The 16,799-nt window shown below is 71.4% G+C and carries 14 protein-coding genes; 4 read left to right on the forward strand and 10 right to left on the reverse strand.

Translation table 11 applies throughout. The features are described from left to right. Positions 1 to 115: 115 nt before the first annotated feature. Genes ruvX through J7E86_RS20875 form a run of 4 tightly spaced genes read right to left on the reverse strand, consistent with a single transcriptional unit; the run spans position 116 to position 4,003 of the window. The gene (gene ruvX, locus J7E86_RS20860; RefSeq protein WP_215083246.1) at positions 116 to 580 is read right to left on the reverse strand and encodes a Holliday junction resolvase RuvX; all 465 of its coding nucleotides are present in this window, start codon (positions 578 to 580) and stop codon (positions 116 to 118) included. Between the two features lie 5 nt (positions 581 to 585). Continuing rightward, positions 586 to 3,255, reverse strand: a complete 2,670-nt coding sequence (gene alaS, locus J7E86_RS20865) for an alanine--tRNA ligase (protein WP_215083247.1) — start codon at positions 3,253 to 3,255, stop codon at positions 586 to 588. Next, positions 3,255 to 3,578: a DUF6167 family protein gene (locus J7E86_RS20870; RefSeq protein WP_215083248.1), complete on the reverse strand. Its 324-nt coding sequence runs from the start codon at positions 3,576 to 3,578 to the stop codon at positions 3,255 to 3,257. The genes alaS and J7E86_RS20870 overlap by 1 nt, the downstream gene beginning before the upstream one ends. Before the next feature lie 8 nt (positions 3,579 to 3,586). Then, the gene (locus J7E86_RS20875; RefSeq protein WP_215083258.1) at positions 3,587 to 4,003 is read right to left on the reverse strand and encodes a DUF948 domain-containing protein; all 417 of its coding nucleotides are present in this window, start codon (positions 4,001 to 4,003) and stop codon (positions 3,587 to 3,589) included. Positions 4,004 to 4,177: 174 nt separating this feature from the next. Here J7E86_RS20875 and J7E86_RS20880 point away from each other — a divergent pair, with 174 nt between their 5' ends. Then, entirely contained in the window at positions 4,178 to 6,418 is a 2,241-nt protein-coding gene (locus tag J7E86_RS20880) for an AAA family ATPase (RefSeq protein ID WP_215083249.1), read from the forward strand. Between the two features lie 35 nt (positions 6,419 to 6,453). Here J7E86_RS20880 and rpsD read toward each other — a convergent pair whose 3' ends face one another. After that, positions 6,454 to 7,068, reverse strand: coding sequence for a 30S ribosomal protein S4 (rpsD, locus tag J7E86_RS20885; protein ID WP_215083250.1), 615 nt, complete (start codon positions 7,066 to 7,068; stop codon positions 6,454 to 6,456). A gap of 191 nt (positions 7,069 to 7,259) precedes the next feature. Between rpsD and J7E86_RS20890 the strand changes: the two genes are divergently transcribed. After that, the gene (locus tag J7E86_RS20890) at positions 7,260 to 7,976 is read left to right on the forward strand and encodes a DUF2470 domain-containing protein (RefSeq protein ID WP_215083251.1); all 717 of its coding nucleotides are present in this window, start codon (positions 7,260 to 7,262) and stop codon (positions 7,974 to 7,976) included. Between the two features lie 77 nt (positions 7,977 to 8,053). Here the strand turns inward: J7E86_RS20890 and J7E86_RS20895 are convergent, their stop codons facing one another. From J7E86_RS20895 to J7E86_RS20910, 4 genes are all read right to left on the reverse strand, one after another. Continuing rightward, entirely contained in the window at positions 8,054 to 9,421 is a 1,368-nt protein-coding gene (locus J7E86_RS20895) for a replication-associated recombination protein A (protein ID WP_215083252.1), read from the reverse strand. 105 nt (positions 9,422 to 9,526) lie between these two features. Next, positions 9,527 to 10,174 carry a vitamin K epoxide reductase family protein gene (locus J7E86_RS20900; RefSeq protein WP_215083253.1) on the reverse strand — a complete coding sequence of 216 codons (648 nt, stop codon included), beginning with the start codon at positions 10,172 to 10,174 and terminating at the stop codon, positions 9,527 to 9,529. 59 nt (positions 10,175 to 10,233) lie between these two features. Beyond that, positions 10,234 to 11,496, reverse strand: coding sequence for a histidine--tRNA ligase (gene hisS, locus J7E86_RS20905; protein ID WP_215083254.1), 1,263 nt, complete (start codon positions 11,494 to 11,496; stop codon positions 10,234 to 10,236). Positions 11,497 to 11,506: 10 nt separating this feature from the next. Further along, the gene (locus J7E86_RS20910; protein WP_215083255.1) at positions 11,507 to 12,241 is read right to left on the reverse strand and encodes an MBL fold metallo-hydrolase; all 735 of its coding nucleotides are present in this window, start codon (positions 12,239 to 12,241) and stop codon (positions 11,507 to 11,509) included. Positions 12,242 to 12,425: 184 nt separating this feature from the next. Between J7E86_RS20910 and J7E86_RS20915 the strand changes: the two genes are divergently transcribed. Together J7E86_RS20915 and J7E86_RS20920 are read left to right on the forward strand one after the other, a co-directional pair. Beyond that, positions 12,426 to 13,247: a peptidylprolyl isomerase gene (locus J7E86_RS20915; RefSeq protein WP_215083256.1), complete on the forward strand. Its 822-nt coding sequence runs from the start codon at positions 12,426 to 12,428 to the stop codon at positions 13,245 to 13,247. Between the two features lie 256 nt (positions 13,248 to 13,503). Beyond that, on the forward strand, positions 13,504 to 14,733 hold the full coding sequence (locus J7E86_RS20920; RefSeq protein WP_215083257.1) for a DUF349 domain-containing protein: 1,230 nt from the start codon (positions 13,504 to 13,506) through the stop codon (positions 14,731 to 14,733). Positions 14,734 to 14,792: 59 nt separating this feature from the next. Here J7E86_RS20920 and J7E86_RS20925 read toward each other — a convergent pair. Beyond that, positions 14,793 to 16,799: bifunctional (p)ppGpp synthetase/guanosine-3',5'-bis(diphosphate) 3'-pyrophosphohydrolase (locus J7E86_RS20925; protein ID WP_251019438.1), on the reverse strand; the 2,007-nt coding region annotated here is incomplete at its 5' end.

Here is a 16,799-nt window from a genome sequence, read left to right on the forward strand (position 1 = left end):
GCCGCACAGCGGCAGCCGATGGGCGCTCCGGGGAGCGCCGGTTCCCAATCGTCCGGCCCGGTACGGGAGACGTTCGAACAGCTGCCATGTCGCGCGGAACGTTACCGTACTGCGATCAGATGACCATGTCGACTGCCTCGCCGGGCGGCCGGCCGGAGACCTTCTCCATCTCCAGGGCGTTCTGGAGAATGACCACGGCCGCCGCCTGGTCCACCACTGAGCGGCCCTTCTTCGAGCTCACTCCGGAGGCCCGCAGCCCCTGCGTGGCCGTGACGGTCGTCATGCGCTCGTCGACCAGCCGGACGGGCACGGGCGCCACCCGCCGGGCCATCTCCTTGGCGAACGTCCGCACCTTGGCCGCGGCCGGCCCCTCTCCCCCCTTGAGGGAGCGGGGCAGACCGACGACGACCTCGATGGGCTCGTACTCCGCGACGATCGCCACCAGCCGCTTGTGCGCCTGCGGGATGTCGCGCCCGGGGACGGTCTCGACCGGGGTGGCGAGGATCCCGTCGGGGTCGCACGAGGCGACCCCGATCCGGGCGTCCCCGACGTCGACGGCGATGCGCCTGCCGCTTCGCACGGCGGTCAGGCCGCTTCCGCGACGAGGCGCTCGACGGCGGCCATGGCCTCGCCGACGGCGTCCGGGTTCTGGCCGCCGCCCTGGGCGACGTCCGGCTTGCCGCCGCCTCCGCCGCCGAGGGTCTTGGCGGCCGTGCGCACCAGGTCGCCGGCCTTGAGGCCACGCTCGCGCGCGGCGTCATTGGTGGCGATGACGGTCAGCGGACGGCCGTTGACCACCGTGAACAGGGCCACGACGGCGGGACGGCCGCCCTGGATCCGGCCGCGGACGTCGAGGACCAGCTTGCGCAGGTCGTCGGCGCCGGTGCCGTCCGGCACCCGGCCGACGGCCAGGGCGGTGCCGTGGACGTCCTTGGCACCCTCGGCCAGCCCGGCGGCGGCCTGGAGCACCTTCTCGGCGCGGAAGCGCTCGATCTCCTTCTCGGCGTCCTTGAGCTTGGCGAGCATCCCGGAGATCTTCTCCGGCAGCTCCTCCGGGCGGCCCTTGACCAGCTCGGTGAGCTGGGCGACGACCGTGTGCTCCCTGGCCAGGAAGTTGTACGCGTCGGCGCCGACCAGGGCCTCCACGCGGCGCACGCCGGAGCCGATCGAGGACTCGCCGAGGAGCTTGACCAGACCCAGCTGGGCGGTGTTCGCGACGTGCGTACCGCCGCACAGCTCCTTGGAGAAGTCGCCGATGGTCACCACGCGCACGCGCTCGCCGTACTTCTCGCCGAACTCGGCGATGGCGCCCTGCTTCTTGGCCTCGTCGATGCTCATGACCTCGGCCTGGACGTCGAGTTCCCGCGAGAGGACCTCGTTGATCCGCTGCTCGACGTCCGTGAGGACGGTGCCGGGCACGGCGGCCGGGGAGCCGAAGTCGAAGCGGAAGCGGCCGGGCGAGTTCTCCGAGCCGGCCTGGGCGGCCGTCGGGCCCAGCGCGTCGCGCAGCGCCTGGTGGGTGAGGTGGGTGGCGCTGTGGGCGCGGGCGATGGCCCGGCGGCGCGCGACGTCGATCACGGCGTGGGCGGAGGCACCGACGGTGACCTCGCCGACCTGGACGACGCCCTTGTGGACGCTGACGCCCGGTACGGGCTTCTGCACGTCGCGGACCTCGATGACGGCGCCGCTGTCGAGCCGGATCCGGCCCTGGTCGGCGAGCTGGCCGCCGCCCTCGGCGTAGAAGGGGGTGCGGTCCAGGACGACCTCGACCTCGTCGCCCTCGGTGGCGGCGGGCGAGGGCACGCCGTCGACGAGCAGGCCGACGACCGTGGCCTCGTTCTCCGTGCGGGAGTAACCGGTGAAGTCGGTCTCGCCGGCGGTGTCGGCCAGCGCGCGGTAGGCGGACAGGTCGGCGTGGCCGGTCTTCTTGGCCTTGGCGTCGGCCTTGGCCCGCTCCCGCTGCTCCTTCATCAGGCGCCGGAAGCCGTCCTCGTCCACGGACAGGCCCTGTTCGGCGGCCATCTCCAGGGTGAGGTCGATCGGGAAGCCCCAGGTGTCGTGGAGCAGAAACGCCTTGTCGCCGCCGAGGACCGTGCCGCCGGCGGCCTTGGTGTCGGAGACGGCGGTGTCGAGGATGTTGGTGCCGCCCTTGAGGGCCTTGAGGAAGGCGGCCTCTTCGGCGAGGGCGACGGTCTCGATGCGCTTGCGGTCGGTGAGCAGCTCCGGGTACTGCTCGCCCATCGTCTTGAGCACGACGTCGACCAGCTCGGCGACGACCGGGCCGGTGGCGCCGAGCAGGCGCATGTTGCGGACGGCACGGCGCATGATGCGGCGCAGTACGTAGCCGCGGCCCTCGTTGCCGGGGGTGACGCCGTCGCCGATGAGCATGACGGAGGTGCGCATGTGGTCGGCGACCACGCGCAGCGACACGTCGGTGCTGTGGGCGGCGCCGTAGCGGACACCGGTGAGCTCGGTGGCCTTGTCCATGACGACGCGCAGGGTGTCGGTCTCGTACATGTTCTGCACGCCCTGCAGGATCATCGCCAGGCGTTCGAGACCGAGGCCGGTGTCGATGTTCTTGCTGGGCAGGTCGCCGAGGATCGGGAAGTCCTCCTTGTCCTCGCCGGCACCGCGCTCATACTGCATGAAGACCAGGTTCCAGATCTCCACGTACCGCTCGTCGTTGACGGCCGGGCCGCCCTCGACACCGAACTCGGGGCCACGGTCGTAGTTGATCTCGGAGCAGGGACCGCACGGGCCGGGGACGCCCATGGACCAGTAGTTGTCCTTCTTGCCCAGGCGCTGGATGCGCTCGGCGGGGACGCCGATGACGTCGCGCCAGATGCGCTCGGCCTCGTCGTCCTCCAGGTAGACGGTGATCCAGAGCTTCTCGGGCTCCAGGCCGTAGCCACCGTCCGCCACGGAGCTGGTGAGCAGCTCCCAGGCGTGCTTGATGGCGCCTTCCTTGAAGTAGTCGCCGAAGGAGAAGTTGCCGCACATCTGGAAGAACGTGCCGTGGCGGGTGGTCTTGCCGACCTCTTCGATGTCCGGCGTACGGACGCACTTCTGCACGCTGGTGGCGCGCGGGAAGGGCGGCTTGACCTCGCCGAGGAAGTACGGCTTGAAGGGGACCATGCCCGCGGGGACCAGGAGCAGCGTCGGGTCGTCCGCGATGAGCGACGCCGACGGCACGACGGTGTGCCCGCGCTCCTCGAAGAAGCGCAGCCAGCGGCGGCGGATTTCAGCCGACTCCATCAGTGGTCCTCATTCCGGGTGAAGTGGTAGGTGTGCTGCTGTTCGAGGGCGGCCAGGCGGCGCTGCTCGGGGAGTTCGCGGTGGTCCGGTCCGGGCACCGCGGTGAGGCCGAGCGCGTCCTTCAGGGCCGCCTCGCGGTGCGCCATGCCGTCGCGTACGTCGAGGGCGAAGAGCTTGACCCGGCGGCCCGCGACGACCGCGCGGTCGGCCGCCTGGAGCGCGAGGCTCTCCGGGGTGAGCTTGGCGAGCTTCCGGTTGACCTTGGTGGTGGCCCAGACACCGGCTGCGACACCGGTGGTGAACCAGAAGGTGCGGCGGAACATTTCTGGGGTCAACCCTTCCCACGGGTGCGGCGGCTGCCGCGCCGGGCGGACGGCAGGGACTTGCCGGCGAACACGGAGCCCTTGGGCGCCGGCTCGGCCTTGCGGCCGATCGCGCGGCGCACGCCGTAGCCGAACGCGGCGACCTTGACCAGCGGTCCGCCGAAGGCGGAGGAGACGGTCGAGGAGAGCGCGGAGGCGTTCGCCGTGACCTCCTGGACGTCCGCGGCGATCGAGTCGACGCGGGCGAGCTGGGTGTTGGCGGAGCGTACGGTCGCGGAGGCGTCGGCGAGGAGGGGCACGGCCTGTTCGCTGACGTCGGCCACCAGCTTGGTGGCGGCCTTCAGCGTCTGCGCGAGGCGCACCAGCACCAGGGCGATGAAGGACACAAGGATCGCCCAGAAGACGGCCACGAGGATCCCGGCCACCTCTCCACCGGACACGCTGCACCGCTCCCTGCTGGTCGTCGTCGCTTGCCTGCTCTTGCAGTACGACCTTATCGCGCCGGGCTCCGGCAGCCGTACCGCATTGTCGCTGGGCGGAGCGGGGTTCCGGCAGGCGGAGTTTACGGTGCGCACACTCATCAGTACGCTCTGTGTGCCATGTCACAGCTCTCCGGCTTCCCGCTCTCCGGTCCCCCGTCCCACGGCGCCGCACCGGTCCCGCACCGGTCCGCACCGCCGGGCAATCTGCCCGCGGAGCTCAGCCGGTTCATCGGCCGGGACGGCGAGCTGGAGGAGCTGGCGGAGCGGCTGGAGCGGTCGCGGCTGGTCACGGTCACCGGGGTCGGCGGCGTCGGCAAGTCACGGGTGGTCGCCCGGCTCGCCGCGGCTGTGCAGGATCGCTTCTTCGACGGGGTGTGGCTGGCCGAGCTGTCGGCCCTGACCGACCCCGCCCTGCTGGACCACGCCCTCGCCGCCGCGCTCGGCCTCACCGACCACACGGTCCGCCCGCCCCGCGCCTGCCTGCTGGACCACCTCGCGGACCGCCGCCTGCTGCTCGTCCTCGACGGCTGCGAGCACCTCGTGGAGGACTGCGCGCCGCTGGTGCGCGACCTGCTGCGGCGGGCGCCGGGACTGCGGGTCCTGGTGGCGTCCCGGCGGCCCCTGGAGATCGCCGGTGAGCAGGTCTTCCCGCTGCCGCCGCTGCCCGGGCCGGAGGCCGCCGCGCTGTTCGAGGACCGGGCCGCGGCGGCCCGGCCGCGCTCGCGGCCGGGGCCGGCGGAGGCCGGCGCGGTGGCCGAGCTGTGCCGGCGGCTCGACGGGATCCCGCTGGCCCTGGAGCTCGCGGCCGCGCGGCTGGGCGCACTGTCCGTCGGGCAGGTGCTGGAGCGCCTGGACGACCGGTTCCGGCTGCTGACCGGCGGCGTCCGGGGCTCGCTGCCGCGCCATCAGACGCTGCGGACGGCCATCGGCTGGAGCCATGAGCTGTGCACGTCCGCCGAGCGGCTGCTGTGGGCGCGGCTGACGGTCTTCGCGGGCCTGTTCGACCTGGAGGCGGCGGAATACGTCTGCTCGGGCCCGGAGCTGCCCGCCGAGGACCTGCTGGACGTCCTGAGCGAGCTGGTGGCGCAGTCGGTGGTCGTCCGCGAGGACACCGGCCTGGGGCCGCGCTACCGGCTGCTGGACACCGTGCGGATGTACGGGGCCGGCTGGCTGGACGCGCTGGGCGACACCGAGCGGATGCGGCGCCGCCACCGCGACTGGTACATGGGCCTGGCCACGTGGTGCGAGCTGGACTGGTTCGGCCCGCGGCAGACGGAGGTGGCCGCCCGCGTCGAGGCCGAGCTGCCCAATCTCCGCCTCGCGCTGGACTACAGCCTGGAGGCGAGCGGAGAGGCCCACATCGGCCAGTACCTGGCGGGGTCGCTGTGGTTCTGCTGGGTGGGCTGCGGCCGGCTCGCGGAGGGCCGGCACTGGCTGGACCGGGCGCTGGAGGTGCCCGCCGACAACGCGGCCACCGAGGAGACCCGGCTCAAGGCCCTGTGGGTGGTCGGCCATGTGGCGGTGCTCCAGGGCGATCCGGCCGGCGCCGTGGCGGCGCTGGAGGAGTGCCGGGACGCCGCCGAGCGCACCGGCAACGCCCGGGCGCTGGCGTACGCCGAGCACCGCACCGGCTGTCTGGCGCTGGTCTCGGACGACATGCCGCGCGCGGAGAAGCTGCTGCGTACCGCCCTGGCCCGCTACCGCGAGCTCGGCGAGCTCAACAGCAATGTGCTGATGGGCCAGGTGGAGCTGGCGATGGCCATCGCCTTCCAGGGCGATCCGGCGGGCGCGGTGAAGCTGTGCGAGGAGGTGCGCGAGGTCTGCGGGGAGCACGGCGAGCGCTGGGCGCTGGCCTACGCGCTGTACGTGCTGGGCTTCACGGCCTGGAGCGGCGGTGACCCGGCCGGCGCCCGGGTGCTGCTGGAGGAGTGCCTGGCCATCGATCACGCCTTCCACGACCTGGTGGGCGCGGTCCTGGCGATCGAGCTGCTGGCGCTGGTGACCTGGGAGGAGAGCGGCTCGGAGGCCGGCGCGGTGGAGGCCGCGGTGCTCCAGGGCGCGGCGGGGCGGCTGTGGCGGTCGGTGGGGCTGCCGCTGTTCGGTTCGCGGTTCTTCAACGCCCCGCACGCGCTGTGCGAGCGGCGGCTGCGGGAGCGGCTCGGCGTGCGGCGCTACGAGGAATGTCTGCGCGAGGGCGCCCTGCTGGACCTGGACGAGGCGACGGCGCGGGCCCTGGGCGATCCCCGGGCGGGCCGGGCGGCGCTGCCGGGCGCGCGGGAGTCCGTACGCCCCCGGGCCCGGGAAACGCACGAGCCCGCCGGCTCGCCGGCCACGGGGGCCGGGGAGACGACGGGCTGAGCGAAGCGACTCGGTGGAGCGCTACTGCCGCTGGATCAGCGGGCGTAGTACTCGACGACGAGCTGCTCGTCGCAGATCACCGGGATCTCCTTGCGGTTCGGCTCGCGGTCCAGACGGAACGCCAGCGCCGCGAGGTTCACCTGGAGGTAGCGCGGGGTCTCACCGTCGGCGGCGAAGCCACCGGCGCGGGAGACCTCGAACAGCGGCTTGGTGCGGCTGCGCTCGCGGACCATCACGACGTCGTCGGGACGGACGCGGAAGGACGGCTTGTCGACCTTGCCACCGTTGACCTCGATGTGGCCGTGGACGACCATCTGGCGGGCCTGGTAGATGGTGCGGGCGATGCCCGAACGCAGGACCAGCGCGTCGAGGCGGCGCTCGAGCTCGATGACCAGAGCCTCGCCCGTCTTGCCCTCGGCCTTCTTGGCACGGTCGTAGGCGCGGGCCATCTGGCGCTCGCTGATGTCGTACTGGGCGCGCAGACGCTGCTTCTCGAGCAGACGGACCTTGTAGTCCGAGTTCTGCTTGCGGCCGCGGCCGTGCTCACCCGGCGGGTAGGGGCGGGCCTCGAAGTACTTGACAGCCTTCGGGGTCAGCGCGATACCGAGCGCACGGGACTTCTTGACCTTGGGACGCGACTGGTTAGGCACGTTCTCCAGACCTCCGTTGTAGGTTAGGTTAGGCTCACCTTACTCAAGGAGATCGCATGTCTCGCCCTGGGAAAACCACGCGCGTCACAGACAACACAGACGAGAATGTCGACGCAGCTCAAGGCATCGACTCGACGGAGGTCCGATCAGCTCATGGTCTGCCGCGTCCCAGCGGGCTAGAAATCGCGCGGATGCCGTCAGCAGCCGAGCGCACACGAACTCTCGTACAGAGTACATGCTCCGCCGTGCTGCTCATTCCAGGGCTGAGCGTCACCCCCTGCACCCGGCCCGACCTGCTGACGCCCGAGGCGCGCAGCGTGGGCCCCGACGGTGAGATCTTCCTCGTCTTCCCCGCCGACTCCCCCGCCGTACGGGCCGCCACCCACGCGCAGGACGACGAGCTGGCGGCCGTGCTGGAGCTCACCGACGTCGCACCGGTCGCCGTGCCCAGCCGCATCCGGGGCCGGGCCTGGGTCTCCGGCTGGCTCACCTGCGTGCCCGGCGTGACCGAGCCCGGCCGGATGATGCTGCGGCTGGAGGTCGGCGACACCAGCGTCGACGACCTGTGGGGCGCGGAGAGCGTCGAGGCGGAGGACTTCGCCCGCGCGACGCCCGACCCGCTCGTCGCGCACGAGGCGGAGCTGCTCCAGCACCTGCACTCCGCCCACGGCGACCAGGTGCGCTGCCTGGGCACGCTGCTGGGCGAGCGCGGCCCGCTCGCCGAGCGCGACCGGGCCGTACCGCTGGCACTGGACCGCTTCGGACTGCGGGTGCGCTTCACGGAGAGCGGCACGGGGACCACGGCGGACAGGTCCTTCGACGCGCGGTTCGAATTCCCCGAGCCGGTACAGAACATCACGCAACTCCGCAGGGCGATGCGCACACTGTTCGAATCAGCGCTGGGCTGACCGGGAAATAGAGCCCGTCCGGTGCTTGAGGACACCGCGCGCAGCGCGGAAAGGGCCCGGGGCCCGGCCCCGGAGAGTCACTCCCCAGAGGGAGACTGCTCGCCGCGCAGGCGACCCCGTACGCGCTCCACCACATCCGCGTACCGCGCCTCCGCCCCGTACCGCGTCGGTTCGTAATACCGCTTGCCGTGGACCGCGTCCGGCGCGTACTGCTGCGTGGCGATCCCGCCCGGGACGTCGTGGGGGTAGACATAGCCCTGCGCGTGGCCGAGCTTCGCCGCGCCCTTGTAGTGACCGTCGCGCAGGTGCGGGGGCACGGGTCCGGCGAGGCCCGCGCGGACGTCCGCCAGAGCCGCGTCGATCGCGAGGTACGCGGCGTTGGACTTGGGCGCGAGCGCGAGCGCCACGGCCACCTGGCCCAGCACGATCCGGGCCTCGGGGAAGCCGATCAGCGCCACGGCCTGGGCGCCGGCGACCGCCGTCTGCAGGGCGGTGGGGTCGGCCATGCCGATGTCCTCGCTCGCCGAGATCATCAGCCGGCGCGCGATGAACCTCGGGTCCTCGCCCGCCTCGATCATCCGGGCGAGGTAGTGCAGCGTGGCGTCGACGTCGGAGCCGCGGATGGACTTGATCAGCGCGCTGGCGACGTCGTAGTGCTGGTCGCCGTCGCGGTCGTACTTCACCGCCGCCCGGTCGACGGCGTCCTCCAGCGTCTCCAGGGTGATCTCGCCCTCGCCCTTGGCGATGGCCGACCCGGCCCCGGCCTCCAGGGCCGTCAGCGCGCGCCGGGCGTCACCACCGGCGATGCGCAGCAGGTGACCCTCGGCGTCCTCGGGCAGGGTCACGGCCCCGCCGAGACCCCGCTCGTCGGTGAGGGCTCGGCGCAGCAGGCCGCGCAGGTCGTCGTCGGTGAGCGCCTGCAGGGTCAGCAGCAGGGAACGCGACAGCAGCGGGGAGATGATCGAGAAGTAGGGGTTCTCGGTGGTGGCCGCGATGAGGGTGACCCAGCGGTTCTCGACGGCGGGCAGCAGGGAGTCCTGCTGGGCCTTGCTGAAGCGGTGGATCTCGTCGAGGAAGAGGACGGTCTCCTTGCCGTAGCCGCCGGAGGCGCGGCGGGCGCCGTCGATGACGGCCCGCACCTCCTTGACGCCCGCGGTGATCGCGGAGAGCTCCACGAAGCGCTTGTTGGTGGCCTGGCTGACGACATACGCGAGGGTCGTCTTGCCGATGCCGGGCGGGCCCCAGAGGATCACCGAGGAGGGTCCGGCGGGGCCGCCGCTCCCCTCCCCCACCAGGCGCCGCAGCGGGCTGCCGGGCTTGAGGAGATGGCCCTGGCCGACGACTTCGTCGAGGGTGCGCGGGCGCATCCGGACGGCCAGCGGACTGCTCGCCGGGTCTTTCTCCTGGCGGTCCTCTGCGGCTGCGGTGAACAGGTCGGGTTCCACGTTCGAAACCCTATGCCACACCTCCCCCAGCTACCGCTGGGCGGTGCCCCCAGACAACGCCGCCGGACCGAGAGGTCCGACGGCGTCGGGAAGAGCGGAGGAGGATCAGGAGGAGCCGGTCCAGAAGTCCCACCACTTGGTGAGGATCAGCATGCCGATGACGCCGATCCACAGCACCGGCACCACCCAGTGGAACTCCAGCACCGCGCGCCGCGGCCCGTCCGGCAGCGGGATGAAGCCGTGGCGGATGTTCTGCACGGTCACGTAGCAGAACATGACGATGGTGGCGACCCAGGCGAGGCAGCACCACAGGCACAGCGACCCGATGACGTACAGCGACTGGTACTGGAGCCAGGTGACGAAGCCGACGCCGAAGAGCGTGCCCGCCTCCATGCCCAGCCAGTACCAGCGGGGGTAGCGGGCCCCGGAGACCAGGGCCAGCCCGATCGCGACGATCGCGCCGTAGCAGACCAGGCCCAGCATCGGGTTGGGGAACCCGAAGGCGTGCGCCTGCTCGCTCTTCATGATGTTGCCGCAGGAGACGATCGGGTTCAGGCTGCAGCCCGGTACGAAGGTCGGGTCCTCCAGCAGCTTGAACTTGTCGAGCGTGATGACCCAGGACGCCAGCAGCCCCATCGCACCGGTGACGACCAGCAGCCAGGCGAACGCCCGGCCGCCGCCCACCGCGCCCGAGGCGGGCCCGTCCCGCTCCGCGCCGTCGGTGTCCGAACGGTCAAGTGCCGAAGTGGTCATAGCGCCGTTGATCCCATCAGTCGGTCGTTGCCGCCCATTCTGCACCACGGACCCCGCAATCAGCCCTGCCTGGCGACGAGTTCACCCACGACCGCGTCGATTGCGACAGCCGTCTGCTCACCGCTCTCCAGGTCCTTGAGCTGCACCGCTCCCTCGGCCAGGTCCCGTTCGCCCGCGACGAGCGCGAAGCGGGCGCCCGAACGGTTGGCCGACTTCATGGCGTTCTTCAGGCCCTTGCCGCCGAACGCGAAGTCGGTGGCGACGCCCGCCCGGCGCAGCTCGGTCACCAGGCCGAAGAGCACCCGCCGGGCCTCCTCGCCCAGCGGCACGGCGAAGACCTGGGTGGCGGCCGGCAGGTCGAGCTCGATGCCCTCGGCCTTGAGCGCCAGGACCGTGCGGTCGACGCCGAGCGCCCAGCCGACGGACGGCAGCGCGGGGCCGCCGATCATCTCGGAGAGACCGTCGTAGCGGCCGCCGCCGCCCACCGCGGACTGCGAGCCGAGGCCGTCGTGGACGAACTCGAAGGTGGTGCGGGTGTAGTAGTCCAGGCCGCGGACCAGCTTCTCGTCGTCCTCGAACGCCACGCCCGCCGCGGTCAGCAGCGCGCGGACCTCCTCGTGGTAGGCCTTGCATGCCTCGCACAGGTGGTCGCGGAGCATGGGTGCGCCGACGAGCTGCTTCTGCACGGTCTCGCGCTTGTCGTCCAGGACGCGCAGCGGGTTGATCTCGATGCGGCGGCGGGTGTCGTCGTCGAGGTCGAGGGCGCGCAGGAACTCCTGGAGGGCGTCCCGGTAGGCGGGGCGGCACTCCTTGTCGCCGAGCGAGTTCAGCAGCAGCCGGAAGTTGCGCAGACCCAGCGACTTGTAGGCGTCGACCGCCAGGATGATCAGCTCGGCGTCCAGGGCCGGGTCCTCGGCGCCGATGGCCTCCGCGCCGACCTGCGAGAAGTGGCGGTAGCGGCCGGCCTGCGGGCGCTCGTAGCGGTAGTACGAGCCGGAGTACCAGAGCTTGACGGGCAGGTTGCCGGCCTTGTGGAGGTTGGCCTCCAGCGCCGCGCGCAGCACGGAGGCGGTGCCCTCGGGGCGCAGGGCGAGCTCGTCGCCGCCGCGCGTGGTGAGGGTGTACATCTCCTTGGTCACGATGTCGGTGGACTCGCCGACGCCGCGGGAGAACAGCTCGACCTGCTCGAAGCCGGGCGTCTCGATGTAGCCGTACCCGGAGCGCTTGAGCGGCGCGGCGATGGCCTCGCGAACGGCGAGGTAGACGGCCGAGTCGGGCGGGGTCAGATCGTAGGTGCCCTTGGGGGCCTTGAAGGTACTCACGGAAAAATCGTCACATTCCTCGTCGCGGAGCGGCGGTAGGACCGCTTCCGAGGCCGCGTCGCGCGTCGTCGCCGGCTACTGCCAGGTCCCGCAGGTACGGGTTGGTGGCGCGCTCGTGGCCGATGCTGGTCTGGGGGCCGTGGCCGGACAGCACCACGGTCGAGTCGTCCAGGGGCAGGCACACACGGGCCAGCGACTGGAGCATCTCGGCGTGGTCGCCGCCGGGCAGGTCGGTGCGTCCGATGGAGCCGGCGAACAACAGGTCGCCCGAGAAGAACACCGACGGGACGTCGGAGGTCTCAGGCATCCGGAAGGTCACCGACCCCTTGGTATGGCCGGGCGCGTGCGCGACGGTGAACTCCATCCCGGCCAGGTCCAGCCGGGAGCCGTCGGTCAGCTCCTTGACGTCGTCGGGCTCCCCCACGGTCAGTTCGCCCATGAGCCGCGCTCCGATGGAACGGCCCAGCGCCTTCTCCGGGTCGCTCATCATGTAGCGGTCGGCGGGATGGATCCAGGCGGGAACGTCGTGGGCACCGCACACCGGGACGACCGAGGCGACGTGGTCGATGTGGCCGTGGGTGAGGACGACGGCGACGGGCTTGAGCCGATGCTTCTTCAGTGCTTCCTCGACGCCCTGGGCGGCCTGGTGGCCCGGGTCGATGATCACGCACTCCTCGCCTGCGGCCGGGGCGACCAGATAGCAATTGGTCCCCCAGGCCCCGGCGGGGAACCCGGCAATGAGCACGTTCGTCCTTAAAGATCGACCAGCGGAATTCCAGCAGTGGACCGGCGGGGAACCCCTGGCGGGGATCTCAGCCGGTACAGAGCCTACCGGCGGCACTCCCGCCGCGGCGAACCCGTATACGGTACGGGCACACGCGCAACACAGGGCTCACGACCCGGACGAGACGGCACGAGGAGACGACCCGGTGGCCAGTAACGAGCAGCGGCGGCGGCAACTCGCCCGGGAGAAGTTCGAACGGCAGCAGGAACGCCGCGAGGCGGCCCGGCGCAAGGTGCGCCGCCGGAACGCGGTGATCGCCGCCGGTCTGGCCGTGGTGCTCGCCGCGGGCGCGACCGCCTTCGCCACCGGGGCGCTCTCCGGTGACGACAAGAAGGACAAGGCCGACGCCGCGGCCCCGACACCGCCGAGCCCGAGCAAGGGGCCGGACCCGTGCGCCAAGCCCGCTCCGGGCACGCCGGCCGCGAAGACGTGGAAGTCGGAGCCGGAGATGAGCATCGACGAGTCCGGCTCGTACGCGATGAAGCTCGACACCACGTGCGGCGCCATCGACGTCAAGCTGGACGCGGCCAAGGCCCCGCACACGGTCAACTCGCTCAACTTCCTCGCCGGCCAGGGCTATTTCGACCACACCCGGTGCCACCGCCTGACGAAGCCCCCTGCGGGCATCTCCGTGCTCCAGTGCGGCGACCCGAAGGGCACCGGCACCGGCGACCCCGGATACACCCTCAAGGACGAGAACCTGAAGGACCCCGCCGTCAACGGCGGTACGTATCCGGCGGGCACGATCGCGATGGCCAACCGCGGTCCGGACACCGGTGGCAGCCAGTTCTTCCTGGTGTACGAGGACAGCCAGTTGACGCCGAACTACACGCCTTTCGGGAAGATCGGCCCCGAAGGCATGAAGGTGCTCAAGAAGATCGCCGCCGCGGGCGAGCAGTCGGGCGGGGGCGACGGCCCGCCGAACGCCACCGTCGTGATCAACAAGGCGGCGGTGACCAAGTCCTGACGTCGCGCCGGTGGCCTCCGACCGGCTTCTCCGTGCCCGTTCAGCGAAATTTCGGTCGCGCGGGATACGGACAGCCGGGCCGCCGGTCGCCTATGTTGGCGTTGTGTAGGGTGCCTGCTCCGACGGCTGCAACGCACCCGGTCGACACTCAATCGATCAAGCCGTCGGACCGGTCAGGGCGCGGCCCTGCCGGAACAACTGTGGACGATGCCCGAGGGGCCGCGCACCGGCCCCGGCATCATGTGGAGGAGGCGCTGTGAGCAGCGACCCATGGGGCCGCGTCGATGAGACGGGGACGGTGTACGTGCGTACCGCCGACGGCGAGAAGGTCGTCGGATCGTGGCAGGCGGGCTCTCCCGAGGAGGCCCTCGCCTACTTCGAGCGCAAGTACGAGGGCCTGGTCGTCGAGATCGGCCTCCTCGAACGCCGGGTCAGGACCACCGACCTTTCGGCCAAGGACGCGATGACCGCGATCGACCACCTGCGCACGCAGGTCGACGAGCACCACGCGGTCGGCGACCTGGACGCGCTGCGGGCACGGCTCGACAAGCTCGTCTCCACGGTCGAGACCCGCCGCGAGGAGCGCAAGGCCGCCAAGGCCAAGCAGTCCGACGAGGCCCGTACGGCCAAGGAGGCGCTGGTCGCCGAGGCCGAGGAGCTGGCCGCGAGCGAGCAGTGGCGCTCGGCCGGCGAGCGGCTGCGCGCCCTGGTCGACACGTGGAAGGGCCTGCCGCGGCTGGACCGCAAGGCGGACGACGCGCTGTGGCACCGCTTCTCGCACGCCCGCTCGGCGTTCTCCAAGCGGCGCAAGGCGCACTTCGCGTCGCTGGACGCGCAGCGCGAGGACGCCCGTAAGGCCAAGGAGAAGCTGGTCGCCGAGGCCGAGGCGCTCTCCGGGTCCACGGACTGGGGCCCGACGGCCGCGCGCTACCGCGAGCTGATGACCGAGTGGAAGGCCGTGGGCCGGGCGCAGCGCGAGTCGGAGGACGACCTGTGGACCCGCTTCCGCGGCGCGCAGGACGTCTTCTTCCAGGCGCGCAGCGAGGTGTTCGCCGAGCGCGACGCCGAGCAGCAGGTCAACCTCACGCGCAAGGAGGAGCTGGTCGTCGAGGCGGAGAAGCTGCTCCCGGTCACGGACCTGAAGGCGGCGCGGGCCGCGTTCCGTTCGGTCAACGAGCGCTGGGAGGCCGTCGGCCACGTGCCGCGGGACGCCCGCCCGAAGATCGAGGGCCGGATGCACGCGGTCGAGCGCGCGATCCAGGAGGCCGAGGAGGCCGAGTGGCGGCGTACGAACCCCGAGGCGCGGGCCCGTGCGGCCGGTCTGACCGGGCAGCTGCAGGCGGCCGTGGACAAGCTCCAGGAGCAGGCGGACAAGGCGCGTGCCGCGGGCAATGACGCCAAGGCCGACAAGCTCACCAAGGAGCTGGAGGGCCGCAAGGCCCTGCTGGACCAGGCGCTGAAGGGCCTGGAGGAGTTCGGCGGCTAGACATGAGCACATGAGTAAGGGGCTCCGGCTATTGCCGGAGCCCCTTACTCATGCTCGCGTCACGGCCTACGCGCCGACGTCACGCGGTAGACGTCGTAGACGCCCTCCACGCCCCGCACCGCCTTCAGGACGTGCCCCAGGTGCTTGGGGTCGCCCATCTCGAAGGTGAACCGGGAGGTGGCCACCCGGTCGCGGGAGGTCTGCACGGCGGCGGAGAGGATGTTGACGTGCTGGTCGGACAGGACGCGGGTGACGTCCGACAGCAACCGGGAGCGGTCGAGCGCCTCGACCTGGATGGCCACCAGGAAGACCGACGACTGCGTCGGCGCCCACTCGACGTCGATGATCCGCTCGGGCTGCTGCGAGAGCGAGTCGACGTTGACGCAGTCCGCGCGGTGCACCGAGATGCCGTTGCCGCGGGTGACGAAGCCGATGATCGGGTCGCCCGGCACGGGGGTGCAACAGCGGGCCAGCTTCACCCACACGTCGTCGACGCCCTTGACGACGACGCCCGGGTCGGAGCTGGAGCGCCGCTTGGAGCGGCCGCGGATCGGCGCGGACTCCTCGATGTCCTCGGTGGCCGCGTCCTCGCCGCCGAGCGCCTGGACGAGCTTCTGGACGACGCCCTGGGCCGCGACGTGTCCCTCGCCGATGGCGGCGTAGAGGGAGGAGATGTCGGGGTAGCGCATCTCGTGCGCGAGGGTGACGAGCGAGTCGCCGGTGAGGATCCGCTGGATCGGCAGGTTCTGCTTGCGCATGGCGCGCGCGATGGCGTCCTTGCCCTGCTCGATGGCCTCGTCGCGGCGTTCCTTGGAGAACCAGGCGCGGATCTTGTTGCGGGCGCGCGGTGACTTGACGAAGCCCAGCCAGTCGCGGGAGGGGGCCGCGCCGGGGGCCTTGGAGGTGAACACCTCGACCAGGTCGCCGTTGTCGAGGGTCGACTCCAGCGGTACGAGCCGCCCGTTGACCCGCGCGCCTATGGTGCGGTGGCCGACCTCGGTGTGCACGGCGTAGGCGAAGTCGACCGGGGTGGCCCCGGCCGGCAGCGCTATGACATCGCCCTTGGGCGTGAAGACGAAGACCTCGTTGCGGGAGAGGTCGAAGCGCAGGGACTCCAGGAACTCGCCCGGGTCCTCGGTCTCCTTCTGCCAGTCCAGCAGCTGCCGCAGCCAGGCCATGTCATTGACGGTGTCCTGGTTCTTGCCGGCGTTCTTGGGCACGTCGGTGCGGACCTTGGAGGCGCCGGCGACGGCTTCCTGCTTGTACTTCCAGTGCGCGGCGATGCCGTACTCCGCGCGCCGGTGCATGTCGAACGTGCGGATCTGCAGCTCCACGGGCTTGCCGCTGGGGCCTATGACCGTGGTGTGCAGGGACTGGTACATGTTGAACTTGGGCATCGCGATGTAGTCCTTGAACCGCCCCGGCACCGGGTTCCACCGGGCGTGGACGGTGCCGAGCGCCGCGTAGCAGTCGCGGACGGTGTCGACGAGGACGCGGATGCCCACCAGGTCGTAGATCTCGGCGAAGTCGCGGCCCCGCACGATCATCTTCTGGTAGACGCTGTAGTAGTGCTTCGGGCGGCCGGTGACGGTCGCCTTGATGCGGGCGGCCCGCAGGTCGGCCTGGACCTCGTCGGTGACGATGGCGAGGTATTCGTCGCGCTTGGGAGCCCGCTCGGCGACGAGGCGGACGATCTCGTCGTACATCTTGGGGTAGAGGATCGCGAAGGCGAGGTCCTCCAGCTCCCACTTGATGGTGTTCATGCCCAGCCGGTGCGCCAGCGGGGCGTAGATCTCCAGGGTCTCGCGGGCCTTCTTCTCCTGCTTCTCCCGCTTGAGGTAGCGCATGGTGCGCATGTTGTGCAGGCGGTCGGCGAGCTTGATGACCAGGACGCGCGGGTCCTTGGCCATGGCGACGACCATCTTGCGGACGGTCTCGGCCTGCGCGGCCTCACCGAACTGCACCCGGTCGAGCTTGGTGACGCCGTCGACGAGCAGGGCGACCTGGTCGCCGAAGTCGCGGCGCAGGTCGTCCAGGCCGTACTCGGTGTCCTCGACGGTGTCGTG

This window comes from Streptomyces sp. ISL-11 (assembly GCF_018614525.1).
Lineage (GTDB): Bacteria > Actinomycetota > Actinomycetes > Streptomycetales > Streptomycetaceae > Streptomyces.